Source organism: Methanogenium sp. S4BF, from assembly GCF_029633965.1.
Classification (GTDB): Archaea; Halobacteriota; Methanomicrobia; order Methanomicrobiales; family Methanomicrobiaceae; genus Methanogenium.
The window spans coordinates 923,276-947,564 of the sequence record NZ_CP091277.1 but is presented as its reverse complement, the minus strand read 5'-3'; the positions used below and the strand labels follow the sequence as shown (position 1 = coordinate 947,564).

The window sequence follows — 24,289 nt, the reverse complement described above, 5'->3', positions numbered from 1 at the left end:
AATCACCCGAAATACTCGAGCATTTTTTCATAGAGCTCTTCCATGTTGTTTCCTTCAAGACCGGAGACCGGAATCACAGGGTGCTGGGGAAATGCCTTCCGGATGGCAGATGCAGATGCATCAGGCAGATCAATTTTATTTGCGACAATGATTACTGGTAAATTTCTGCTTTCAATGATACCGACCAGCATGATATTTACCTGGGTAAACGGGTCGAGTGTTGAATCAAGCATATAAATGACGCCGTCGATGTCCTCACGAAGCCAGTGCATTGCTTCAGCAACCCCCTCTGTAGCTTCACGGGCACGCTTTACTGCATCATCCTTTTCCATTCCGTATTCAATGAACTCCTGATAATCAATTTTTGTTGTTACACCCGGGGTGTCCACAATATCAATGGTTACCGTGTTTCCATTCTGGTTTGAGATGGTTATGCCCTCTTTGCGTCGTGCACGTCTGGTTTCATGAGGTATCTCACTGACAGGGCCCAATGCATCTCCTGTCCAGTCCCGCACAATTCGGTTTGACAGTGTGGTTTTTCCTGCGTTTGGCGGTCCATAGATGCCTATTCGTGACTGACGCTTCTTAAAAAATGCATTTAAAAACCTTGAAAGTCGTTTTTTTGTCCGTATAAAAAGATTCATGAGTCCCTCCTGAAAGCAGATTATTCCTATTCAGATATCTGCTTCCCTCATAATATAGATTTATTCTTGCACGTGGGAAGGCAAAAGAAATTATCATGATTAATCTGCGTATCTTCACTATTCTTTTATACGAATACGGCATAATAGCCCACTATACCACATCTGCTTAATTATTTAATGCAGAATAAACGGTGATCTGAGTGAGTGATAACAGGATGAACCAAATGCGGTTTGAAACGCGTATCCTTCTCAAAGAAGTGATCCGGTTTCGTCCCACAACAATAGACTCGGGATCAACGGTTGCACATGCCGCAGAGAAGATGTGCCGTGATGAAGTTGGCAGTTGTATAGTGCTGAAGAAAAACGCCCCTGTCGGTATTGTTACTGAACAGGATATCAATTGCAAGGTTGTTGCCAAGAACAGAGTGCCGGGTGACGTGTTCGTTCATGAAGTGATGAGCACACCGCTGATTACCATAGGCGTTGATAAAACCATAGAGGATGCTGCCAATATAATGATGAAGAATAAAGTCCGGAGAATCCCGGTTGTTGAGGATTCACGGGTTGTCGGTATCGTTACGGTACGCGACATTCTGGCAGTATCCAATGAAATGAACGGGATTATGTCCAATCTTATCGAAATAAACCGGTTTGATGAGCTTGTGGACGGTATCTGTGATGAATGCGGCTGCATGTCAGATGATCTGGTGAATGTTGACGGAAACATGCGGTGCCCCGAATGTCGAGGAGAGGATGAACCGTTATGATGGTCGTATCCGACCTGATGCGCGAAATACCTGTCTTATATCCCGATGATCTGATCACAAAGGCGAGAAAGCATCTTCGGGAGGATTCATTCAGAGAAATTTTTGTCAGAAACCGGGACGGGAGTCTGGCAGGGTCTGTTGACCTTTCAGACGTGATCCTTGTAAATGAGACGAAATCAAATCTGGAGATTCAAACCTTTCTCCGTGAGGCACCGTCTGTGCAATCCGGGGATTCAATCGAAGATGCCCTTGTGCAGATCAGAAATGCGCAGACAGACAGTGTGGCGGTCTGCTCTCATGCAGGAGAGCTTATCGGAGCGGTGCAGCTGGCTGCACTCTTTCCGGTAATCATGTCCCGGCAGCATCCGGAAGGGCTGGTGGATGACTATATGACCCGGCAGGTGGTTACGTGCCATCCTGATGATCCACTGCATGCGGTCTATTCAAAGATCACGGAGAGCGGGTATGACGCGCTTCCTGTTGAAGAGGAGAATCGAATTCTGGGCATGATATCCAGAAAAGATCTGATCACACACGGGCATATACGCCGCTCAATTGAAGCAAAACATCGAACACCGGTTGAATATGTAATGGTTACCCCTGCCATTATTACATTCAGGAATGATACAATAGGGGACGCAGCACAGGCAATGATGCAGTATGATGTCAGCCGACTTCCGGTTATTGAACCGGATGGACAGATCGCAGGCATTGTATCGCGTCAGGACATTCTCAATGCTCTTGAATTACCCGGAGTCGTACATGCGCAGAAATCTGAAGAATACGAAACCAGCTGATGAAATAAGAACAAATCCCGGAAAGATGAATGGACGCCCTGTAGAATTTTCAACCAATAAGCCCGGGCATCCTTCTGAGATACTGGCTATTGGAACGAGTGACGTTTATTCCGTTCCCCAGACGATGCAGATTATCCGTGCTGTCGAGGCCATGAGTACGAAGGGGTTCCGCAGGTTGCCGGTAACAGACCCGGGTACAGGAAGGCTGTATGGTCTTGTGACAGCAGGTGATGTGGTTGACCTTATGGGCGGAGGATCGAAGTATAACCTTGTTAAGGTTAAACATCGTGGACAGTTGCTCTCGGCAATCAATGAACCGGTAAAGGAAATTATGTCAACAAAACTGGAAACGGTTCATCCCGGTGATGAACTTCCGGATGTTGTCGACAGGATAGTAATGACCAAAACCGGCGGCCTCCCTATCGTCAATGGTGATGACCGGCTTATGGGTATCATCACTGAGCGTGATGTACTGCAGGTGCTCACCTCATACCAGAGTGTCAGTCTTGTTGAAGATGTGATGACGGCATCTCCGCAGGTCATCACGCCGGACGAAACCATTCGGAGTGCAGCCAGAGAGATGACACGCCGCAAATTCAGACGCCTGCCTGTTGTCAGTAATGATGTCCTTTTCGGCATTGTGACGGCTATGGATATTATGAAATATGTCGGGGATGGTACTATCTTTGAGAAGATGACAACCGGTTCAACGGATGATGTTCTCGAAATTTCCGTCCGCTCTTTGATGACGGGTGATCTTATGACGACAAATCCTTCCGCGAATGTAGGTGATGCGGCACGGTATATGCTGGCAAAAGGTGTTGGTGCATTGCCGGTTATCGAAGATTCCCGTCTGGTTGGCATAATTACAGAGTATGATCTGGTCCGGGCTCTTCAGAATGAGCTGTAATAGTATTGCATTCAGTACATGATCAGGATTAAAACAAAAAGCATGAAAAATGACAGTAATGCTTTTCCGGCATCTTTCCTCTGTGGTACATGGAGGATGCCTGATGAACAGGTCAGTGAAAATTAGCCTTTATCCTGTAAAGATAAACAGGATTCTGAATAGGATATGTATCCAGGAAGTGGCATAATGAGTCAGGAAATATTTGTCAAAGATGTGATGTCCAAGTCGATTACCATCGCAAAATCTGCTCCAATTACCGAAGCGCTTGATAAAATGCTCGCAGATGGTGTAGACCCTCTGATAGTTACAAACAATGGTTCAGTAATGGGAACAATTTCCCGGGCAGCTATTGCGGAAACTCTTGGCAGCAAGAAGACGTCCACTCTGTCACCTACGCAGATTCATGTAGCAAACCAAACGGATGAAAATTTCACATCAGTCTACGGGGATGAAGAGGCAGATATACTAATTCCGCTTCTCCAGGAATATAAATTAGCAGTTGTGCTTGACAGTGAGCATAAACTCGTTGGGAAGGTTGATGCAACTGATCTTCTTAGAGTGATGGTACCCGACACAACAACGGAAAATCTGATCCAGAATGCAGCCGTAATTGGCCTGGATGAGAGGGTTATCCATCTGCGCAGGCGCATGCTTGATGAGGATGTGACCAAATTTGTTGTTATGGATGATGGCGCCATTGCCGGCATTGTCACAGAAACTGATGTAGCACGCGCAATGCGTGATTTCCGGACAAAGGTGGACGGAAAACATCAGGACAACCAGATAAAAAATCTCTTCGTAAGGGATATTATGACTGCACCGGCGCTCGCTCTTGAAGAAAGCGCGGCTGTTGCTGAATTTGCTGAATTGATTGTATCAAAAGGGATAAGTTCCGTTCCTGTCACAAAAGATGGGAAACTCAGAGGAATTATCTCTAAGGATTCAATGCTTATCGCACTATAATACTCCCTTTTTTTTGTATCGAATGGTACTCTATTTCTCATTATAATTCCCTGATATTACTATGAAACCGATCACTCCTGTACAACCTGTGCGAGAAATTGACAGGCTTCTGCAGAACATGGGGAATGGCGGATTCCAGGGGGGGAGGCTTGGCGAATCCCTGAATGTCTGGAAAAAGATGATCGAAGATCCTGACTGTACAATATTTCTGGGGCTTTCCGGTGCGATGATTCCTGCGGGCATGCAGGCATGTCTTACAGAACTTGTTGAACGCAGATATGTGGATGCCATCGTCTCAACCGGTGCAAATATTTTTCACGACATCTGTGAACATCAGGGTGTGCGCCATTATCGTGGACACCACCATGTGGATGATGCAGAACTCTTCAGTAAGGGGATTGACAGGATTTATGATGTTTTTGCGTATGAGGGTGAATTCAGGAATGTTGACCGGCTGATAGCTGAGTATGCCCGTTCAATCTCTCCCTATTCCGGCTCATCCCGTGAATTCATCGGAAAACTGGCCGGTCAGCTGCAGGAGAGGTGGCCTTCGGGACGTTCTCTGGTCTCTGCATGTGCAGATGCGGGAGTGCCAATATTTATTCCTGCATTATCTGACTCATCGATTGGCATCGCTCTATTAATGGCACGGAGGGGTGGCGCTGACATTAGTATTGACCAGCTGAAGGATGCAGATGAAATTACCCGGATGGTTGAAAATTCTGTGAAGACCGGGGTTATCTATGTCGGGGGCGGTGTCCCGAAAAATTTCATTCAACAGACACAGGTCATCGCCTCAATCCATGATAACGACTGCGGAGGTCATGCGTATGCTATCCAGTATACAACAGATGCTCCACACTGGGGTGGTCTTTCCGGCTGCACCTTTGAAGAGGCCATCAGCTGGGGGAAGGAAGCTGTGACCTCTCCGCAGGTACAGGTGTTCTGTGATGCGACAATTGCACTGCCCCTTATTGTTTCCGGGTTGAAAAGTCTGGGTCTGGAGAGGGCTGCACCTCCGGGACTGTATTAATACCGGAACGTTTAATACCATTCTTTTACCATACAATAAGGTAACATTCATGGAGCAACAACGTTTGTTCGTGTTGCGAGTGTCGTAATGATGCGAGATTATCTCTGTTGAGGTAGCCAAGCCAGGCATGGCGCGGGGTTGCTAACCCCGTGTCCCTTGGGACTCGGGGGTTCAAATCCCTCCCTCAACGCTTTAAAGAGTATATATCTCAATGTGAGGCTGACTGAATGGAAGAGCAAGAGATCAACTACTTCGTCAGGATTGAGAACACTGACCTTGACGGTACTAAAGCGGTTCAGATTGCATTAACCGGACTTGCGGGTATCGGTATGCATACATCATCTGTAATTTCAAAACTTGCAGATGTTGACCCGCGGGCAACACTGGGTCTTCTTGAAGACGAACCGGTGGACCGTATTCGTGCGGTTGTAGCCAGCTACAAGGATCATGTACCAACCTGGATGCTTAATCGGCAGAAAGATGTCTACACCGGAGAGGCAAAACAGCTTCTCGGTCAGGACTTGAGAATGGCAATAGAGGACGATGTCAACCGGATGCGAAAGATTCGCAGTTACCGGGGTATTCGTCACGAAACCGGTCAGAAAGTGCGCGGACAGCGTACAAAGTCGACAGGCCGTACTGGCACCACTGTTGGTGTGAGAAGGAAGAAGAACTGAGGTTTCTGATATGGGTTATCCAGGAAAGAACCACAAAACGTACGAGACTCCAAAACGGCGGTTTGAAAAGAGCCGTATTGAAGACGAAAACCGGCTGGTTATAGAATATGGTCTCCGCAACAAGCGTGAGCTCTGGAAAACGCGCAGTACTCTCAGAAATTACCGTCGTGCTGCACGTGAACTTCTTGCACTGAAATCATCTTCAACAAATGAAGCGCTGATTGCACGGAAAGAAGAGGAGCTTCTCGGCCATCTGTTCCGGTTCGGATTACTCGGTGAAAATGCAGGCATCAGTGATGTTCTTGCAATGAAAGCCGAAAATGCACTTGAACGCCGCCTTCAGACGATGGTTTACCGGCAGGGTCTTGCACGGTCACCAAAGCAGGCGCGCCAGTTCATCACGCACGGGCACGTTGCTATTGGCGGAAGAAAGGTAACTATCCCCAGCTATCACGTTAAACGCGGCGAAGATGGTGGTATTTCCTACTATGGTCCGTCCCCATTAACGAATGATGTCCATCCTGAGCGTGAACGAATTATCAAAGGAGGACGACAGTAATGGCAGCACCTGATGAGAAATGGGGCATTGCGCATATCTTTGCTTCATTTAATAATACGGTCATCACCGTCACCGACCTCTCCGGCGCTGAGACTGTAACAAAGTCCAGTGGCGGAATGGTTGTAAAGCAGGCCCGGAATGAGAGTTCACCCTATGCTGCAATGCAGATGGCAACGAATGTTGCACAGCAGGCGAGGGAGAAAGGCATCGTCGGTGTTCACGTCAGAGTTCGTGCGCCAGGCCGCGGTAAGCAGCGCAGCCCGGGACCCGGAGCTCAGGCAGCAATTCGCGCACTTGCTCGTGCAGGTATGCGTATCGGACGTATCGAGGATGTCACCCCTGTACCCCACGACAGCATTCGTGCAAAAGGTGGAAGAAGGGGCAGGAGAGTCTGATAGATGCACCTTTCATTCAGCAGGTTTGATGATGACGTCGCCCGTTTTGTCATTTCAGGCTTTTCCTCGGCATTTGTAAATGCACTCAGAAGAACAATGATCGGGGAAGTTCCCACACTTGCCATCGAAGATGTGCTCATATATGACAATAACAGCGCACTCTTTGATGAGATGCTTGCTCACCGCCTGGGGCTCATTCCCCTGAGGACAGATCTGAGTGAATATGTGTTCACAAAGGACTGCTCCTGTAATGGTGAGGGGTGTTCAGCATGCACATCTGTCTATACACTGAGTGTAGAAGGGCCGAGGGTTGTATATTCCCGTGACCTGATTCCCCAGAATCCACGTGCTGCACCGGTTGAAGAGAACATTCCCCTGGTCAAAATTGAAAGAGATCAGAAGATTGTTCTTGAAGCGCGTGCTGTGCTTGGACGGGGTGTTGACCATGCGAAATGGCAACCTACACTCGCCTGTGGATATAAGGCATATCCGCGGATTGTGTTTGACAGCAAGTGTGACGGCTGTGGCATGTGTGTGGATGAATGTCCACGTGATGTGCTTGAAATAAAGGGAAAGAGTGCAGCAGTCGTTGAAGGCAAAATTGAGGACTGCACACTGTGCAAGCTTTGTGAGAGAATCTGTATTGCGAATGCAGATACCTGGGACCGCCCCGCAATCTCTATTCAGACAGAGACTGATATGTTCATCTTTGTTGTAGAGGGTGATGGTTCGATTCCGGTGCGTCAGATTCTTGAACGAGCTGCAAAAGAGATTCAGACGAAATCAGACAGCCTGGTGGATGTTCTTTGCGATATATCCGGAGGGAATGTAAATGACTAAAACAACGACGAAGACAAATCCGCGTTATTCTGCCCTCATATCTACTCTTAAAGAGACATCTCGGGCAAATGGTGCAAATGTCTGGCGCGACATTGCAAAGCGGCTTGAAGCACCCTGCAATAATTACGCTGAAGTCAATATCAGCAAAATTAACAGGTATGCACAGGATGGGGATACCGTACTGGTTCCGGGGAAGGTCCTCGGAAGTGGTGTGTTGAACCAGAAGGTATCTGTTGCTGCGATCCAGTTCAGTGGGGCAGCAGAAGAAAAGATTACTGGCGCAGAAGGGGTCTGTATGACGATTGAGGAACTTGTCAGGCAGAATCCTGAAGGCAAAAAAGTAAGGATTCTGAGGTGAAGTGCATGGTTACAATTATTGATGCAACAGGACTTCGCCTGGGACGGCTTGCCAGTATTGTTGCAAAGCGGTCGCTTGAAGGAGAGGAAATTGCCATTGTAAATGCAGAGCAGTGTGTAGTTTCCGGAGGCAGGGCTCGTATATTAGCAGATTATGATCACAAGAGAAAGCGTGGCTCCCGTGAGGGTGGTCCATTCTATCCACGCCGGCCGGATCATATTCTCAAGCGTACGATACGTGGAATGGTCCCATACAAACGCAAGCGTGGTGCAGAGGCACTTCGCCGTGTGATTGTTCATGTGGGTATTCCTGATGAATTTGAGGGAGCAGAGCTTGAGATCCTTGAAGAGGCACACATTGACGGACTTTCAACCCCGAAATTTGTGACTCTGGGTGAGATCAGCACAATACTTGGAGCAAAATTCTGAGTGGTGAAATCAGATGACGAAAGTAATTAATACAAGCGGAAAGCGGAAAACTGCAATTGCACGTGCTACTCTTCGTGAAGGAGTTGGGCGTGTGCGCATTAATTCTGTACCCCTTGAGATATACGGCACTGAGATGCTCAGAATGAAAATTTCTGAGCCGCTCCTTCTGGTTCCGGGCGTTCTGAATGATGTTGATGTTTCTATTGATGTCAAGGGCGGCGGATTCATGGGACAGGCCGAAGCGGTCAGAACCGCTCTGGCTCGTGGCATTGTGAAGTGGAGTAACGATCCAAAGATTAAGGATACCTACCTTGTCTATGACCGTACTCTCCTGGTAAATGACTCGCGCCAGAAAGAAGCAAAGAAGCCACACGGCCGTGGTGCACGTGCGAAATTCCAAAAGTCTTATCGTTAGATAACAATAATAGATATAGAGATCGTTTGCATGATACCAATCCGATGTTTTACATGTGGGAAAGTCATTTCGACAGCCTGGGAAGAGTTCAGGCAGCGGAGGAGTGCAGGCGAGGATCCTAAAGTGATCCTCGACGATCTCGGACTTTCGCGCTATTGCTGCAGGCGCATGATTTTAGCGCACAAAGAGATTATTGATGATCTCAATCCGTATCAATGAGAGACTGACTATGCGGGGTCGTGGGGTAGCCTGGAATCCTATGGCGTTCGGGATGCTGTAACCTGAGTTCGAATCTCAGCGACCCCATTTTTGATTATATTTTTGTGGAGACTACATGAAATCCGAAGACGTGGAATCTTTTACCCGTTATGAAAAAGCGCGAATAGTTGGTGCACGTTCATTGCAGATTTCAATGGGCGCTCCTCTTCTGATAGAGACCAATTCAATTGATCCGCTGGAAATAGCCGATGAAGAGTTCAGAAAACAGAAAATACCCATTACGGTAAAACGGGTGCAGTGATTATTATGGCACAAATTACGAAAATTCAGCTCAGGACGATTCTTGACAGCAGAGGTAACCCTACTGTTGAGGCCGATATTTACACTGAGAACGGGTTTGGAAGGGCAGCGGCACCATCCGGTGCAAGCACCGGTATGTACGAAGCAAAGGCCCTGCCTGCGCGTGAGGCAACTGACGCCGCGCGTGAGGTGGTGCTTCCTGCGCTTTCCGGATTTGAAACCACCGACCAGACCGGGTTTGACTATCTCCTCCGGGAGATTGACGGGACTGAGGATTTTTCGTCAATTGGTGCAAATGTGGCGGTTGCGCTGTCTCTTGCGAATGCAAAAGCAGCAGCATCTTCCCTTTCATTGCCGCTGTTTCGGTATCTCGGCGGTGCTTTTGCAGCGCGCACCCCTTATCCTCTTGGGAATGTTATCGGGGGAGGCGCCCATGCGGCACATGCAACAGATATTCAGGAATTCCTTGTGGTGCCAACCGGTGCACTCGATGCAGATGAAGCAATTTTTGCCAATGCAGCGGTGCACAAAAAGATCAAAGAGCTGTTAGTATCCGGTGGTAATGCATGCGGAAAAGGTGATGAGGGTGCATGGGCACCGTCAATCACTGATATTGAAGCCTTTGATCTGGTGCAGGAGGCCATTAATGCCGTTTCTGATGATCTTATGATTGAGATCAGAATGGGTATTGATGTTGCCGCCAGTGAACTCTGGAAAGACGGAGTGTACAGGTATAGTGACGCAGAACGCAGCACTGAAGATCAGGTGGCCTATATGGCTGAACTGGTTGACCGCTACGAACTTGCGTATGTTGAAGATCCTATTGTAGAGGAGGACTTTGAAGGATTCTCCGCGTTAACGGACCTGGTGGGTGATGGCTGCCTGGTTTGCGGAGATGACCTCTACGTCACGAATGTTGAGCGCATTGAAATGGGCATTGACGCCTGCGCCACGAACTGTGTCTTAATTAAACCGAATCAGATTGGCACCCTTTCCGACACATTTGAAGCTATTCGTATGGCGCATTCATGTGGCATGGAAACGGTGATGAGCCACCGGTCCGGGGAGACCACAGACGAGACAATTGCCCATCTTGCAACTGCCTTTGAGTGTATCTATCTTAAGACAGGTGTTGTCGGCGGTGAGCGCATCGCAAAACTCAACGAACTCGTGAGAATTGAAGAGATGATCCAATGAATACAAATGAAATAGAAATCGAACTGAAAGAATCACTCGTCCCTGTGGAGGAGTACCTTGCTGCCGGAGTACACATCGGAACGCAGCAGAAGAGTAAGGACATGAAAAAATTCATCTACCGCGTACGCGGAGATGGTTTGTACATTCTTGACATCCAGGAAACAGACAGCAGAATTAAAACTGCTGCTGAATTCATCGCAAAATATGATGCACCAAAGGTGCTCGTTGTAACCTCCCGTCAGTATGGTCAGTACCCTGCCAAGAAATTTGCAACCGCTATCGGCGGAACCTATAAGGTTGGCAGATTCATTCCGGGAATGATGACGAACCAGAATATACCCAATTATATCGAACCTGATGTTGTTGTCGTGACCGACCCCATTGGTGATGCTCAGGCAATCAAAGAGGCTGTTCAGAGTGGTATTCCGGTTGTTGCACTCTGTGATACCAACAATATGACTAAATACATTGACCTCGTAATCCCGACCAATAACAAAGGTCGAAAAGCACTTTCAATGGTCTACTTCCTCTTAACAAGGGAAATTCTGAAGGCACGTGGCATTGCAACGTCACTGACTCAGGAAGACTTTGAAATCGATCTGTAAGGTTATTTATGTGAAGGAGAAGGGAGGGATGATAAATGGGTGTCAGAAAACCCACGCTTGCGGGACTATGGTATCCGGATGATCCAGTCATTCTTTCTTCTTTATTAACCTCTTTTTTTACCAAAGCGACCGGTTTGCCTGACTGTTTTGGTGTTGTGTCTCCCCATGCGGGGTATACGTATTCCGGGCAGGTGATGGCGACATCGTATTCGTGCTTCGACAGGCATTTTGCCGGTACATTCCTGGTAATCGCACCAAGCCACCGGGGTATCGGACCATATACATCAGAATTGGACTGGGATACACCGCTTGGAACGGTTGCCTGCAACAAGGTACTTGCCCGTTCTCTTGGGGTCCCTCTTTCTGACAGGGCAATACAGGCTGAGGAGAACTCGCTGGAACTTCAGATGCCGTTTATCAAACACCGTTTCCCTGATGCACACGTTGTTCCGGTGCTCATGGGCCCCCAGGATTATGCACATTCCCTCTCGCTTGCAGAAACCATCTGGAATTCTGCCGCTCTCTCTGCAGGAGATGTACGCATTGTCGCTTCCAGTGATTTTTCCCATTATGTCCCGGCAGATGTTGCAAAAAAGAATGATGCCTATGCAATTGAGGGACTTTATGACCTTGACATCAGTTCTTTTTATCAGCGGCTGCGTGAATATAATGTTAGTGCATGTGGATACGGGCCAATTTCTGTAATGGCAACTCTGACCCGTCACATGGGGGCTACGCACGGAGCATTAATACAATACATGACAAGCGGTGATACAACCGGCGATATGGCGCAGGTTGTTGGATACGCATCAATAGCGGCGGTATAATTTTGGCAGTATGGAGCGCACCTGGCAAGGTATTTTTATTTGGTGAGCACGCGGTTGTCTACGGCAAGTCAGGGATTGCAATGGCAATTAAACCGCGGGTGTATGTGACAGTTCGAAAAACACGGCACCCTCCCCGGGTGAAATCACCATATCTCGAAAAATGTTTTGAATTAATGGGAGTCAACGGAAGTGTGTATATTCATTCCCAGCTTCCCAGTTCTTCCGGTCTGGGCTCTTCTGCGGCAGTCACCGTTGCAACCCTTTCAGCAATCAGCGATGAATTTGATCTGGGATATGGAAAACCCGATATTGCAGCGATGGCGCATTCTGTTGAAAAAAGTGTGCAGAAAGGGCGTGCAAGTCCTACTGACACCTACGTTTCAACTTTTGGAGGTGTCCTCCTGATTCAGGGAGATATTAAACGGCGACTTCCGCCGGAAGATTTCCATCTGGTGATTGGGAATACCATGGTGTCGCATTCGACAGCCCGGATGGTGGAGCAGGTTAGTAAATTCCGTGCGGCAGATCCGGATATTGTGAATCCCATACTTGATGCCATTGAGGCTGTCACCATGCGTTCACTGCATGTTTTTCAGGATCAGCGGGCTCTGGGGAGATATATGGACATCAACCATGAACTTCTTGAAGCACTCGGTGTGGGTCATCCTGCGCTGACCCGTCTTGTGACAGCAGCACGTGCAGCGGGTGCCTATGGCGCAAAGATTACCGGGGCAGGTGGCGGAGGGTCGATGGTGGCTCTCTGTCCGAAACGATCAAAATCCAAAATAGCCGGTGCCATCGAAGGATGCGACGGCAGGGCAATTATTACAACAATCGATAATGAAGGCGCACGCAAGGAGAAGGAAGATGAAAGAAACCGTATTGATAAAACTGGGCGGTAGCGTAATCACCGATAAGAGTGGTGACTGCACTGTTCATACCGAAAATCTTGAACACATTTCCCGGGTTATTTCCAGCCATCCCGGCATACAGTTTCTTATCGTTCATGGCGCAGGATCCTGTGGTCATCCTGAGGCGAAACGCCATCACCTTGATAAAGGGTTAGACCCTAATAATAAATCAGGTATATTTATCACACACAGTGCAGTTTTAAAACTGAACACTGCGGTGGTAAACGCGCTTCGTGCCAACGGTGTGGAAGCAGTAGGCATTCACCCGCTTGATGCATGTACTGCGAAAAACGGACGTCTTGAATCATTCAGCCATCAGCCGGTTGCGATGCTGGTGCACCAGGGAATTGTGCCTGTCCTCCACGGAGATGTGGTGATGGACAGTGTACGGGGAGCCTGCATTGTATCCGGTGATCAACTGGTACGGGAAATCCCGGCGAGGATACATGTTGACCGCATTGGGCTTGCTACCGATGTGGCCGGTGTACTCTGTAATGGGAAAGTAGTTCCTCTGATTAACCGGGAGACGGTGGCTGAGATTGAAATCGGAGAGTCGGACAATACAGATGTGACCGGAGGCATGATTGGAAAGCTGACGGAGCTTCTGAGGCTTTCGGATGAAGGAACAGAATCGACAATCTTTCATCTGTCCAGACTGGAAGATTATCTCGACGGGCGCGAACATGGTGGAACCGTGGTTACCGGAAACAGGGTATAGATACGCGAACGTTTCCGCTGCGAAGGAAGGAAAATGCAGTGACCTGAATATTTGCTGATGTGAATATTCTATAAAACCCCAATGGGGGGATAACAATAAAAAACAGGATGATAACATCCTCTCGGAAAAAAGAGCATCTGGATATCTGCTGCAATGAGAATATTGTAGCCGGGAGGGCCGGATTTGATGATGTCCGCCTGGTTCATAATGCGCTTCCGGAGTGTAATATGGATGCAGTGGATCTCGGTGTACGATTCCTGGATCACCAGCTGAAGGCGCCAGTCTTTATTGCTGCAATGACAGGGGGGCATCCCGATACGAAGCAGGTGAATGCCACTCTTGCAACAGCTGCAGAGGAATTCGGCCTTGCCATGGGTGTTGGATCGCAGCGCGCTGCCCTTGAAAATCCTGAGATGGAAGACAGCTTTACCATTGTCCGTGAACGGGCACCCCATGCATTCCTGTGCGGAAATCTGGGTATTATCCAGCTGAGGGATAAAGGCGCCGAATGGGCGGATAAGGCAGTTGAGATGATTGACGCTCAGGCACTCTGCATACACTTAAACCCCCTCCAGGAGGCCATTCAGCCGGAAGGCGATCATGATTCTGCCGGATGTCTGGACGCACTGCGTGAACTCTGTTCATCATGCCGGTACCCGGTCATTGTAAAAGAGACCGGCTGCGGCATATCACGGGAATGTGCCAGGCAGGTTTTGGCTGCCGGTGCATCTGCGATTGATGTAGGCGGTCTTGGCGGCACGTCGTGGGCAGCGGTGGAACAGTTTCGCGCAGAAAATCCGATGCAGCAGGCACTGGGCCTGCATTTTGCAGACTGGGGCATACCTACAGCAGTCAGCGTATCAGAAGCATCCCGGGCAGGTGGTCCGGTCATTGCAACCGGTGGGCTGAATTCAGGTACAGATATTGCCAAAGCAATCGCTCTCGGGGCCAGTCTGGGAGGAATGGCGCTTGCCCTTCTGCAGCCGGCAATGGATGGATATGAGAGTCTGTGTGACAAAATCCACCAAATTCAGACAGAGATTCGGGTGTCGTGTTATCTGACAGGTTCCAGGAACCCCTCCGAATTAAAGAACGTACGAAAATATATCACCGGAATTACGGGTGAAATGCTACAATATGAGGAATGAAATATGAAAGTTGAAGTAATTGCTGTCGGCGGGTATAACGAAGTCGGCAGAAATATGACTGCCGTGCGGTGCGGCAAAGAGATTGTCATTTTTGACATGGGACTCCGCCTCGATCAGATAATGATTCATGAGGATGCCGAAGTTGAAAATCTGCATTCTCTTGATTTAATTGAGATGAAGGCAATCCCTGACGATACCATAATGAATACCGTTGAGGGCACTGTTAAGGCGATTGTCTGTACGCATGGCCATCTGGACCATATCGGTGCCATACCGAAACTTGCACACCGGTATGATGCTCCGATCATCGGGACGCCATATACTGCAGCCCTAATCAGGCAGCAGATTGAGGGGGAAAAGCGATTTGTTGTCAATAATCCGGTTTTTGATCTGCCCGCGGGGAAGAAATACCGGTATGAAATCTCACAGAATCTGTCCCTTGAATTCATCACCGTACAGCATTCTATCATTGACACCGTAATGGCTGTGCTGCACACCCCGCGTGGTGCCATAGTATATGCCAATGATTTCAAGCTGGACCGGACACCGGTGCTTGGAGACCCCCCCAACATTGCACGCATGCGTGAGGTTGGAAAAGAGGGAGTGCTTGCGCTCATTACCGAGAGTGTGAATGTGAACATGCCCGGCCGCTGCCCCAGCGAACGCATTGCCCAGCGCCTTGTCAGGGATGTAATGACCTGCTATGAGGATGAAAAATCTGCGATGTTTGTGGGCACATTTGCCTCCAATATTGCACGGGTCAAAATGATTGCCGAGTGTGCACATGAGATTGGTCGCAAACCGGTGCTTCTTGGCCGTTCGATGGAGCGGTATTCATCCACTGCAGAACAGATGAAACTTGTCGGATTTCCCCGCGGTATGACAATGCGGGGCAACCGTCGTACGGTTGACAAGATGTTCCGCACCATTATGAAAGAAGGGAAAGACCAGTATGTCCCGATTGTCACCGGCAGTCAGGGTGAACCGGGTGCAATTCTTACCCGTCTTGCTTCCGGACAGACACCGTTTAAGATTGAGAAAGGGGATAAGATTCTCTATAGTGCAAAGGTTATCCCCAACCCGATGAATTACGGGCAGCGCCATACACAGGAAGTGCTTCTCCGTATGAAAGGTGCACGTCTGTTTTCTGACCTGCATGTCAGTGGGCATGCATACCGTGAAGAACATTATGAAGTGCTTCATCTGTTCAATCCACAGCATGTTATCCCGTCTCACGGTGATATTGATATGACCGGAGGATATCTGAAACTTGCAGAGGACTGCGGTTATACCCTGAACAACGATGCCCACATACTGAGAAACGGGCAGAAATTACTCATAAATTAGGTGAAATAAATGGATCTTGGTGCATATCTGGAAGGTGTTGCTGAACAAATAGATATTGTTCTGGACCGTGAATTCGGCACATTGCCGGGAGAACTGAACAAGGCAAGCGCCCACCTCCTTCTTGCCGGAGGGAAGCGCCTGCGGCCTGCTGTCGTCATGCTTGCTGCAGACCTTGTGCAGAAAGGCCGATCACAGGACATCCTGCCTGCAGCGCTTGCGCTCGAAGTCACTCACACCTTCACTCTTGTTCATGATGATATCATGGACGGAGATGCGGTACGCCGTGGTGTTCCGACCGTGCATACAAAATGGGACGAACCTACGGCAATTCTTGCAGGTGATGTGCTCTATGCACATGCCTTTGAGCTGATATGCGCCGCAATTGCATCTGACATTGCAAAGGTCAGATCGGTGAATGCCCTTGCAAAGGCATGTGCGGATCTCTGTGAGGGACAGCATATGGATATTCATTTCGAAAACAGGGATGATGTTGACGAGATTGAATATATTGAGATGGTCTCCAAAAAAACCGGGATCCTATATGCGGCTGCAGCAGCAATCGGCGCAACGCTTGCCGGCGGCAATGTTCAGCAGGTTAATTCCCTCTATGAATGGGGCCTGAACAGCGGGGTCGCATTTCAGATTCAGGATGACCTGATCGATCTGATGGCTGACGCTGCAACCAGTGGCAAGGACCGTGCATCTGATCTTCGTGAAGGGAAACAGACGCTTGTGGCAATTCTGGCAAGAGACAGGGGAATTGATCTTACGAAGTACCGGAAACCCATTCTGAGTGACGCTGAAATTGATGAGGCCATCGGTCTTCTCGAAGAGGCGGGTGTCATTGCTGACGTCAGGAATGAAGCTCTTGGCCGTGTTGAACGGGCAAAGAAGATGCTTGCTCTTTTCCCTGACTGCAATGAAAAAGACATTCTTCTCCAGATAACTGATTATTTTGTTTCCAGAGGCTATTAAACAATGAATGGAGATACTCGCGATTTTCTATATAAATATGCCCTCCAGAACGCGGTGATGCACAGCAATGTTCCGAAAGCCGGTGCTGTTCTTGGCGCCCTTATGGGGAAACATCCTGAACTTCGGCCTCATGCACGGGAATATTCTGCACTTCTGAGTGAAATTCTGGCCGAAATCGGAGCGATGGATGCTGATGAACGCCGTGCTCGTCTGGAGTCGCTTGCTCCGGAAATGCTGGAAAAAAAGGAGAAGCAGAAGAGAGATACCGGTCTTCGTCCCCTGGAAAATGTCGGGGACGAGGGTGTTGTCATGCGCTTTGCCCCGAATCCTTCCGGTCCTCTTCATCTCGGTCATTCCCGTGCTGCATACCTGAATGATTACTATATCAGAAAGTATGGCGGCAAATATATTCTCCGGATTGAAGATACGGACCCGAAACGGGTGAGCGAAGAGAATTATCAGCTGCTCCTTTCAGATGTGGACTGGCTCGGTATCGAGGTGAGTGAAATTGTGTATCAGAGCGACCGGATGGATATCTATTATGCATACTGCGAGCAGCTGATTGCAATGGGCGGTGCGTATTTGTGCACCTGTGATGCAGAGATATTCAGGGATCTCAAGAACAACAAAACAGCATGTCCATGCAGAGATCAGACCGTTGAGCAGAATCTTGCGCTCTGGAAGGATATGCTCGCAGGGAGTTTTGAAGAAGGGCAGATCACCGTCCGGGTGAAGACCGATATCGCTCATCCCGACCCGGCAATGCGTGAGTTCTCCATCTTCAGAATTGTGGCAAGCCCCCCACATCCCCGGTGCGATGCACGGGTATACCCTCTGATGAACTTCTCTGTTGCAGTGGACGATCATCTCCTGGGCATGACCCATGTCATACGGGGGAAAGACCATATCGCAAATACCCGCAGACAGAAGTACATCTATGATTATTTTGGGTGGGAGCAGCCGACCTATTTCCATTATGGCCGGATGTCCATTGAAGAGATTGTGCTTTCCACGTCCGCAATGAAGGCAGGTATTGCCTCCGGGGAGTACACCGGCTGGGATGACATTCATCTTGGCACGCTGAAGGCAATCGCACGGAGAGGTTTTTCCCCGGAAGCAGTCCGGAATGCAATGATCGACATCGGCATCGGACAGACGGATATCAATTTCTCCTGGGACAATCTCTATGCAGCCAATAAAGCGATTGTTGATCCGATAGCAAAACGGTATTTCTTTGTTCCAAACCCGGTATTATGCCATATTCCCGATGTGTCAGAGCGGGTTGCACGCCCGTTGATAAACCCCAATGATGAAGCACAGGGTACCCGTTCGCTGCGGTTCACCGGTGCTGTTTACCTGCCGGGTGATGAACTTGAGGATGGCAGGATGCTCAGGCTCAAAGATCTCTTTAATGTCCGGGTAACGAAGTCTGATGATGGGTTTTCCCTGGAATATTCCGGTGATTCTCTGGATGAGGCACGGGCGGAACATGCACAGATTGTTCAGTGGCTCCCTCAGGATCAGGCTTTCGGATGTATGCTTCATACACCTGAGGGCATCATCGAGGGGTTCTGTGAACCTGAAGTCACCGGCGAACTGAATGCGGTTGTTCAGTTTGAGCGGGTAGGATTTGCACGGATAGACCGTGCGTCTGAAACGGACGTTTCAGCATATTTTGCCCACAAATAATTATTGGTAATCCAAAGACTCATCTCCCTTAAATTCCCATATTTTAGCACTATGCCGAATCTAAATATCGTCATGCTCGGACCTCATGGGTATGCAAAAAATATCGGTAAATCTGGCACAGAATCTGATATTACATTTATAAATCTGAAAAAAGATGATGACACGGTAACGATTATCGAACCAACACGGTATCCTGACCGGCTGGCTCCCCTTTATTATGCCGTTGCGATGTCTGATTCTGCATTAGTGGTGATTGATGCGATTACTCCTGTGCTGGGTGAAATGGTCATCATGCTGGATGTCATGGGGATTGAGTCCGGCATGATCGTGCTGCAGAATTACCTCGATAAATCACAGATTGCACCCCTGATCCGTGGCACGGTTCTCGAAGGGTATGAGTTTGTGGAAGACAACCCAATCGAGCTTCGTGAACGGTTCCTTTCCATGGCAGGAGAGATTACGTATCCGGATCCCATTCCGGGGACCGGGTTTGTGATGATTGATCATGCCTTTAATGTGAAGGGAATCGGTACGGTTGTGCTTGGCAGTGTCGAGAAAGGAACCATCCATCAGCATGATATGGTCACGGTGCTGCCCGGAGAGATGACGTGCCAGATTCGTTCGATTCAGAAACATGATGCTGATGCCAAAGAGGCGTATCAGACAGACAGGGTTGGACTGGCCTTAAAAAATATCAGTGCTGAGGAGCTTGAGCGCGGCATGGTGCTGACGACGGACCCCTCGATAAAAGTGACCTCAGAGGTAAGCGGTACAGCAAAAGTCGTCCGGTTCTGGCCTGAACCGCTGCGCGAGGGTCTTGTCGTGCATATCGGCCTGTGGACACAGTTTGTTACCGGGCGGATTACCTCCGTTACCAATGAGGCTGACTGGCATTCCTGCTCTGTTGTGATTGAACTGGACAAGGAAATTGCATATCTCCCGGGAGAGAAGGCCGTTATTCATTATCTGGATGGCGGAAAACTCAGAATTGCCGGGTCTGTTATTCTGAACTGAGAATCCCCAAACCGAAAAATCGGGTGATTTTTCGGTTTTTTTCTCTTTTAGTACCGGACGGTCGTTCATCTCCTTCATGATGATATCACTGCCCGCCTTTTTCGCCTGCTGTTTTCCTCTGCGTTCGACGATATGATGGAAAAATGGCTATCATAACCTGATGCGGGTCAGTAGTGTCTGCTCGATCAGGAAAGCCTGCAATGGCTCCCGGGATGCCTTTGTATTTTGGTGATGTGGATTTCAGGGGCTGAAATTACCCTGCAGGAATGGTACTTGTGGTGCAGATCATCACTTTGGTCACCTGGCAGATGTACACATCCAAAAATCCAAAAACGGGCCGGCGGCAGATCTCTCCCACTGCATTATTGAGCCACGATGAGTCATTGATGTGCACCTGGTGCGATGCAGGTATGAATATGATGCGGGTAGTACTGGTGCAGCGACAGCACGGAATGCCCTTTCATCTGATATCTCCGCCGTCATCGTATCCGTGTTGAAATCTTCTTCATTTCGTTGATCGCAGAAATATTCTGTGGCAGGCTTCAGGTATTTCATCGTCATCCCTGGGATGCATGCCCCTTGTATTTTTAGAAGTGACAGGTTTGCACCTCTTTTTATCAGAGCTCATGTGCCAAAAACAGGCACTGTGGTGAAAGCCACTCATCAGAAATCGTTTTTGTGAACAGCAGGGAGGTATGTTAAGCATTTACCTGTTGGGAGTACAATACATGGGTATGACTTCCCAATCGGCGATAGAATCGGATCAGATTCTTGCAAAGAAAAATGCCGGATATTTTGCTGCAGAACTGGTTGAAGACGGAATGGTTGTTGGACTTGGCACCGGGTCAACGGTATTTTATGCAATGGAGATACTGGCTGAAAAGATCCGGAATGGGATGAAGATTGTCGGAATTCCGACATCATATCAGGCAGAGTGCCGGGCGCGTGAATATGGGATTCCTCTTGCGACCCTGCATGACTACTCAGAACTGGATATTGCCATTGACGGAGCTGATCAGATAGACCCCAAAGGGAATCTGATAAAGGGGAGGGGTGCTGCCCAGACTCAGGAACGGTGCGTCGCTTCTGCATCACGCCTCTTTGTTGTTGTAGCAGATGCAAGCAAGAAAACCGCAAGGTTAACTGCACCCGTGCCTGTTGAGGTCATCCCGTCTGCTGCTTCACTTGCGGCAAAACAGCTGCGTGAAATGGGGGGCAATCCCCAGGTGCGCGAGGGTGTGAAAAAAGATGGTCCTGTCATTACAGACAATGGAAACTGGATTATTGACTGTACGTTCTCAGAAATTACCGATCCACTGGCGCTCGAGATTCAGATAAACAATATCCCTGGTGTTCTGTCCTGTGGCATATTCGCTGAGTTTATTGGGAAATCAAAAATAGTAATTGGAAACAGGGAATCAGCTGAGATTCTTTTAATTTGAAATAGTCTGCTGATTCTGAAGGTGAATCCGTATCTTCTGAATCAGCTTCAATTGATTTTCAACTTCTTCTCGTTTGTTTTTCTCAATCATATCCATTATTTCGGTAATTGGTTTTGACAGGCAGTATATTTTCACCGGCCGTCCCTTACTCTCTGCTTTTGATTCCCGGCTTTCAATCCATTCGTTCTCTTTTAAGGTACGCATCGCAATGCTGACTTCCGGCTGGCGAAGATCACTGCTTCGCTCTATCTCCCGTGAGGTTGCTTCTTCTGTCATTGCAAGATAAATAAGAACCTTGGCAACATTCCGTTTCAACCCTATTTCAGTAAGAAGATTTGAAAATTCTTCGTCTTCTTCGGTGAAGACCATAACTTTTTCCATTCTCATATTTATCACCGAGAATACAACTTTAATTATTCAAAATACTATAAATACATTGTTGTATGTATCATTGAGACTAATATTGGTGAAGAAAATGAAAAAAGAAGAATATTCGAGCCTAAATCAGGCCCAGGTTTGTAAGGTCAGATAATATTTTATTTACTGCCATTTTGGCGTCTTCTGTTACTTTTCCGCCGGTGATAATCAGTTTTCCTGATCCAAACAGGAGAACGACCACCTTTGGTTCTTCAAGCCGGTAGACCAGTCCGGGGAATTGCTCCGGTTCGTATTCGATCCGGTCAAGATTGAATCCAACGGCGATTTTGTTCAGGTTAATCGGTGTTCCAAGATCTGCTGATGTTACAATATTCTGAACTTTATATTCCAGTTCATCTGCAATATCAATTTTCAGCTCCCTCAGTCTGTCTCCAAGTATTTCAAGACCTCTTGAGAGGCTGTCCAAACTCTTTGCACCGGTAAGCACGACTTTGCCGGAACCAAAGACAAGCGCTGCTATCTTTGGATCCTGCATCCGGAGAACAACGCCGGGAAACCGTTTTTTATTGTATTCAGCATCTTTAATCTGAGATGAAATCACCTGAAGATCAAGAGATTCTGCTACTTTTGCAGACGCGACGATATTTTCTATTTTCAGAGAGTCCTCTGGATTGCCCTTCATGTATTATATAAAAGGATTTAAAAAGTATATAAATGGTTGCCTGATTACTCATCCAGTGTTGAGATGTCTCCCGGATCTATTCCCATTTCCTTTGCTTTCAGGACACGACGCATAATTTTACCGCTTCTGGTCTTCGGTAATGAATCAACAAATTCAATTGCAGAAGGCACTGCAATCGGCCCCAGTGTCTGCCTGACATGATACTTGAGATCATGAACCAGCTTCTCTGTGACGACCGTCCCTTCAATAAGTATGACAAATACCTTCACCAGGTTTCCTTTCACCGGGTCGGGTTTTCCGATGGCTGCTGCTTCAGCTACTGCATGATGGGATATCAGTGCACTTTCTACCTCGGCTGTTCCGATATTATGCCCGCTTACGATAATAAGATCATCTGACCGTCCGAGGATCATGATGTATCCGTCGTCATCTTTTATGGCGAGGTCGTTTGTGCTGTAATACTGGTGGTTTCCTGAATTCCAGTATGTCAGATAGCGTTCGGCGTCATTGTGGACCTGACGCATCATTGATGGCCAGGGATATGTGATTGCAAGATATCCTGCCTGGTGGGGAGGTACAGGGTTTCCTTCTTTATCGACCACATCTGCCTTGATTCCCGGTATCGGTTTTCCTGCATATCCGGGTTTCATCTCCTCTCCGGCAAGCGTGGTGATCATATGACTTCCGGTTTCTGTCTGCCACCATGTATCAATGATGGGGCATCTCTGTTTGCCGATCACATTATAATACCACTCAAATGCTTCAGGATTGAGGGGTTCACCGACTGATGCAAGGATTCTGAGAGAGCTGAGATCATATTTATTTGGCCACTCCTCACCATATCGCATAAACATCCGGATGGCGGTCGGTGCAGTATAGAGGACATTAATCCCGTATGATTCAATCAGGTGCCACCATATGCCGACATCGGGATAGTCCGGTGTATTTTCCGTCATGAATATCGTTGAGCCCAGAAGGAGGGGCCCGTATATGGCATATGTGTGTCCGGTAATCCATCCCGGGTCTGCGGTGCACCAGTATACGTCGTTATCCTTGACATTCAGGACATATTTGGTGGTGTAATACGCACCGACCATATACCCTCCGCAGGTGTGGACAATCCCTTTTGGCGCACCGGTTGTGCCTGATGTGTAGAGAATGAAGAGGGTATCCTCAGCATCCATCTCTTCAGGCGGGCAGTTCTTCTCTGCCTTTTTCATGATCTCGTAGAAATCGACCTCAAAATCATCGAGAAGACATGTCGGAGGATCCTGGATGCGGAGGACTACCACCCGTTCGACACTGGGTGCATGAATGAGTGCCTCTTCGACAATCGGCTTAAGCGGAATGCTTTTTCCCCTGCGCATGGAAGCGTCTGCAGTAATGACCACCTTTGCACCTGAACCGACAATTCGCTGGTTCAGTGCCGACGCGCCATATCCGGCGAATACGACGGTATGTACCGCGCCGATACGTGCACAGGCAAGCATTGCTATGACCTGTTCGGGAACTGTCGGCATGTAAATGCATACAACATCCCCCTTCCCGACACCAAGGTTCTTTAATGCACTTGCAAACTGCATGACTGCTTTGTGCAGCCGGTCATAGGTGTAGATTTTCTCTGTTCCGTCTTCTCCGTGCCAGAACAACGCTACTTTATTTCGCCGGTTGTTCTTCAGATGACGTTCCAGACAGTTGTAGGTGATGTTGCATTTTGCATTCACAAACCATTTTGCATGGGGATATTCCCATTCCTGGACCTTGTCCCATGGTCTGAACCAGAGCAGGTCTGAGGCAACGCGCCTCCAGAAATCCTCAGGATCTTTCTCAAAGTTTGCATATGACAGGGCGTAGTCTTTAATTCTTGCGTCGTTTCGATATTCCGGGGCCGGTTTATACACTTTTTGGGTGAATCCGGGAGTTTCCGTAGAATTTGTCATGAATTATCACGCTTCTGAAACACTACTCAATTTCTTCCAATGATTAAAGTCATTTTGTTTTGTCCCGAATTTCAGGATTTATCATGATTAACTATTACAAACATATATGTA

General features: G+C 48.2%; 29 protein-coding genes and 2 tRNA genes. 27 read left to right on the top strand and 4 right to left on the bottom strand.

Translation table 11 applies throughout. The features are described 5' to 3' along the window. Positions 1-2: 2 nt before the first annotated feature. Positions 3-644: an Era-like GTP-binding protein gene (locus L1S32_RS04645; RefSeq protein ID WP_278156553.1), complete on the bottom strand. Its 642-nt coding sequence runs from the start codon at positions 642-644 to the stop codon at positions 3-5. 215 nt (positions 645-859) lie between these two features. On the opposite strand from L1S32_RS04645, the gene L1S32_RS04640 reads away from it, so the two are divergent. The 27 genes from L1S32_RS04640 to rpiA all read left to right on the top strand — a co-directional run bounded on the left by L1S32_RS04640 (position 860) and on the right by rpiA (position 21,178). After that, positions 860-1,411, top strand: a complete 552-nt coding sequence (locus L1S32_RS04640; protein WP_278156551.1) for a CBS domain-containing protein — start codon at positions 860-862, stop codon at positions 1,409-1,411. After that, positions 1,408-2,208 carry a CBS domain-containing protein gene (locus L1S32_RS04635; protein WP_278156549.1) on the top strand — a complete coding sequence of 267 codons (801 nt, stop codon included), beginning with the start codon at positions 1,408-1,410 and terminating at the stop codon, positions 2,206-2,208. Before L1S32_RS04640 ends, L1S32_RS04635 begins: the two co-directional genes overlap by 4 nt. Further along, positions 2,174-3,118: a CBS domain-containing protein gene (locus tag L1S32_RS04630; RefSeq protein WP_278156545.1), complete on the top strand. Its 945-nt coding sequence runs from the start codon at positions 2,174-2,176 to the stop codon at positions 3,116-3,118. The genes L1S32_RS04635 and L1S32_RS04630 overlap by 35 nt, the downstream gene beginning before the upstream one ends. 186 nt (positions 3,119-3,304) lie before the next feature. Further along, on the top strand, positions 3,305-4,081 hold the full coding sequence (locus tag L1S32_RS04625) for a CBS domain-containing protein (RefSeq protein ID WP_278156543.1): 777 nt from the start codon (positions 3,305-3,307) through the stop codon (positions 4,079-4,081). 61 nt (positions 4,082-4,142) lie between these two features. Continuing rightward, positions 4,143-5,114: a deoxyhypusine synthase gene (locus tag L1S32_RS04620; protein WP_278156542.1), complete on the top strand. Its 972-nt coding sequence runs from the start codon at positions 4,143-4,145 to the stop codon at positions 5,112-5,114. Between the two features lie 106 nt (positions 5,115-5,220). Then, positions 5,221-5,304: transfer RNA gene (locus L1S32_RS04615), tRNA-Ser, on the top strand. 37 nt (positions 5,305-5,341) lie between these two features. Next, on the top strand, positions 5,342-5,791 hold the full coding sequence (locus L1S32_RS04610) for a 30S ribosomal protein S13 (protein ID WP_278156540.1): 450 nt from the start codon (positions 5,342-5,344) through the stop codon (positions 5,789-5,791). A gap of 10 nt (positions 5,792-5,801) precedes the next feature. Next, positions 5,802-6,350, top strand: coding sequence for a 30S ribosomal protein S4 (locus tag L1S32_RS04605; protein WP_278156538.1), 549 nt, complete (start codon positions 5,802-5,804; stop codon positions 6,348-6,350). Further along, a complete protein-coding gene (locus L1S32_RS04600) occupies positions 6,350-6,745 on the top strand; it encodes a 30S ribosomal protein S11 (protein ID WP_278156536.1) in 396 nt (131 codons plus the stop codon). Before L1S32_RS04605 ends, L1S32_RS04600 begins: the two co-directional genes overlap by 1 nt. Positions 6,746-6,748: 3 nt before the next feature. Next, positions 6,749-7,585 (top strand): DNA-directed RNA polymerase subunit D, encoded by an 837-nt coding sequence (locus tag L1S32_RS04595; protein ID WP_278156534.1) that lies wholly within the window; start codon positions 6,749-6,751, stop codon positions 7,583-7,585. After that, entirely contained in the window at positions 7,578-7,943 is a 366-nt protein-coding gene (locus L1S32_RS04590) for a 50S ribosomal protein L18e (RefSeq protein ID WP_278156532.1), read from the top strand. The genes L1S32_RS04595 and L1S32_RS04590 overlap by 8 nt, the downstream gene beginning before the upstream one ends. Positions 7,944-7,948: 5 nt before the next feature. Then, the gene (locus tag L1S32_RS04585) at positions 7,949-8,371 is read left to right on the top strand and encodes a 50S ribosomal protein L13 (RefSeq protein ID WP_278156530.1); all 423 of its coding nucleotides are present in this window, start codon (positions 7,949-7,951) and stop codon (positions 8,369-8,371) included. A 13-nt stretch (positions 8,372-8,384) separates the two neighbouring features. Beyond that, the gene (locus L1S32_RS04580) at positions 8,385-8,786 is read left to right on the top strand and encodes a 30S ribosomal protein S9 (RefSeq protein ID WP_278156527.1); all 402 of its coding nucleotides are present in this window, start codon (positions 8,385-8,387) and stop codon (positions 8,784-8,786) included. A gap of 30 nt (positions 8,787-8,816) precedes the next feature. Beyond that, entirely contained in the window at positions 8,817-9,005 is a 189-nt protein-coding gene (locus L1S32_RS04575) for a DNA-directed RNA polymerase subunit N (protein ID WP_278156526.1), read from the top strand. 14 nt (positions 9,006-9,019) lie between these two features. Further along, positions 9,020-9,092: transfer RNA gene (locus tag L1S32_RS04570), tRNA-Pro, on the top strand. A gap of 28 nt (positions 9,093-9,120) precedes the next feature. Then, positions 9,121-9,306, top strand: a complete 186-nt coding sequence (locus L1S32_RS04565; RefSeq protein ID WP_278156524.1) for a DNA-directed RNA polymerase subunit K — start codon at positions 9,121-9,123, stop codon at positions 9,304-9,306. A gap of 5 nt (positions 9,307-9,311) precedes the next feature. Then, positions 9,312-10,502 carry a phosphopyruvate hydratase gene (gene eno, locus L1S32_RS04560; protein ID WP_278156521.1) on the top strand — a complete coding sequence of 397 codons (1,191 nt, stop codon included), beginning with the start codon at positions 9,312-9,314 and terminating at the stop codon, positions 10,500-10,502. Further along, positions 10,499-11,107 carry a 30S ribosomal protein S2 gene (gene rpsB, locus L1S32_RS04555; protein WP_278156519.1) on the top strand — a complete coding sequence of 203 codons (609 nt, stop codon included), beginning with the start codon at positions 10,499-10,501 and terminating at the stop codon, positions 11,105-11,107. Before eno ends, rpsB begins: the two co-directional genes overlap by 4 nt. Before the next feature lie 35 nt (positions 11,108-11,142). Beyond that, positions 11,143-11,934 carry an AmmeMemoRadiSam system protein B gene (gene amrB / locus L1S32_RS04550; protein ID WP_278156518.1) on the top strand — a complete coding sequence of 264 codons (792 nt, stop codon included), beginning with the start codon at positions 11,143-11,145 and terminating at the stop codon, positions 11,932-11,934. 2 nt (positions 11,935-11,936) lie between these two features. Continuing rightward, the gene (mvk, locus tag L1S32_RS04545) at positions 11,937-12,836 is read left to right on the top strand and encodes a mevalonate kinase (protein ID WP_278156515.1); all 900 of its coding nucleotides are present in this window, start codon (positions 11,937-11,939) and stop codon (positions 12,834-12,836) included. After that, a complete protein-coding gene (locus L1S32_RS04540; protein ID WP_278156513.1) occupies positions 12,802-13,563 on the top strand; it encodes an isopentenyl phosphate kinase in 762 nt (253 codons plus the stop codon). The genes mvk and L1S32_RS04540 overlap by 35 nt, the downstream gene beginning before the upstream one ends. Positions 13,564-13,670: 107 nt before the next feature. After that, positions 13,671-14,711 carry a type 2 isopentenyl-diphosphate Delta-isomerase gene (gene fni / locus L1S32_RS04535; RefSeq protein WP_278156511.1) on the top strand — a complete coding sequence of 347 codons (1,041 nt, stop codon included), beginning with the start codon at positions 13,671-13,673 and terminating at the stop codon, positions 14,709-14,711. A gap of 3 nt (positions 14,712-14,714) precedes the next feature. Then, entirely contained in the window at positions 14,715-16,058 is a 1,344-nt protein-coding gene (locus tag L1S32_RS04530) for an RNase J family beta-CASP ribonuclease (protein WP_278156509.1), read from the top strand. Positions 16,059-16,067: 9 nt separating this feature from the next. After that, positions 16,068-17,033, top strand: a complete 966-nt coding sequence (locus L1S32_RS04525; protein WP_278156507.1) for a polyprenyl synthetase family protein — start codon at positions 16,068-16,070, stop codon at positions 17,031-17,033. Between the two features lie 3 nt (positions 17,034-17,036). Then, complete coding sequence (locus L1S32_RS04520) at positions 17,037-18,722, top strand: glutamate--tRNA ligase (RefSeq protein WP_278156505.1); 1,686 nt, start codon at positions 17,037-17,039, stop codon at positions 18,720-18,722. 72 nt (positions 18,723-18,794) lie between these two features. Then, on the top strand, positions 18,795-19,736 hold the full coding sequence (locus L1S32_RS04515) for an EF-Tu/IF-2/RF-3 family GTPase (protein WP_278156503.1): 942 nt from the start codon (positions 18,795-18,797) through the stop codon (positions 19,734-19,736). A 728-nt stretch (positions 19,737-20,464) separates the two neighbouring features. Beyond that, positions 20,465-21,178: a ribose-5-phosphate isomerase RpiA gene (rpiA, locus tag L1S32_RS04510; protein WP_278156502.1), complete on the top strand. Its 714-nt coding sequence runs from the start codon at positions 20,465-20,467 to the stop codon at positions 21,176-21,178. Here rpiA and L1S32_RS04505 read toward each other — a convergent pair. The 3 genes from L1S32_RS04505 to acs all read right to left on the bottom strand — a co-directional run bounded on the left by L1S32_RS04505 (position 21,170) and on the right by acs (position 24,178). Further along, positions 21,170-21,565 (bottom strand): helix-turn-helix domain-containing protein, encoded by a 396-nt coding sequence (locus L1S32_RS04505; RefSeq protein ID WP_278156500.1) that lies wholly within the window; start codon positions 21,563-21,565, stop codon positions 21,170-21,172. The two genes, rpiA and L1S32_RS04505, sit on opposite strands and share 9 nt — an antisense overlap. A gap of 112 nt (positions 21,566-21,677) precedes the next feature. Continuing rightward, entirely contained in the window at positions 21,678-22,238 is a 561-nt protein-coding gene (locus tag L1S32_RS04500; protein ID WP_278156498.1) for a TATA-box-binding protein, read from the bottom strand. A 44-nt stretch (positions 22,239-22,282) separates the two neighbouring features. After that, positions 22,283-24,178, bottom strand: coding sequence for an acetate--CoA ligase (gene acs / locus L1S32_RS04495; RefSeq protein WP_278156496.1), 1,896 nt, complete (start codon positions 24,176-24,178; stop codon positions 22,283-22,285). Positions 24,179-24,289: the final 111 nt, after the last annotated feature.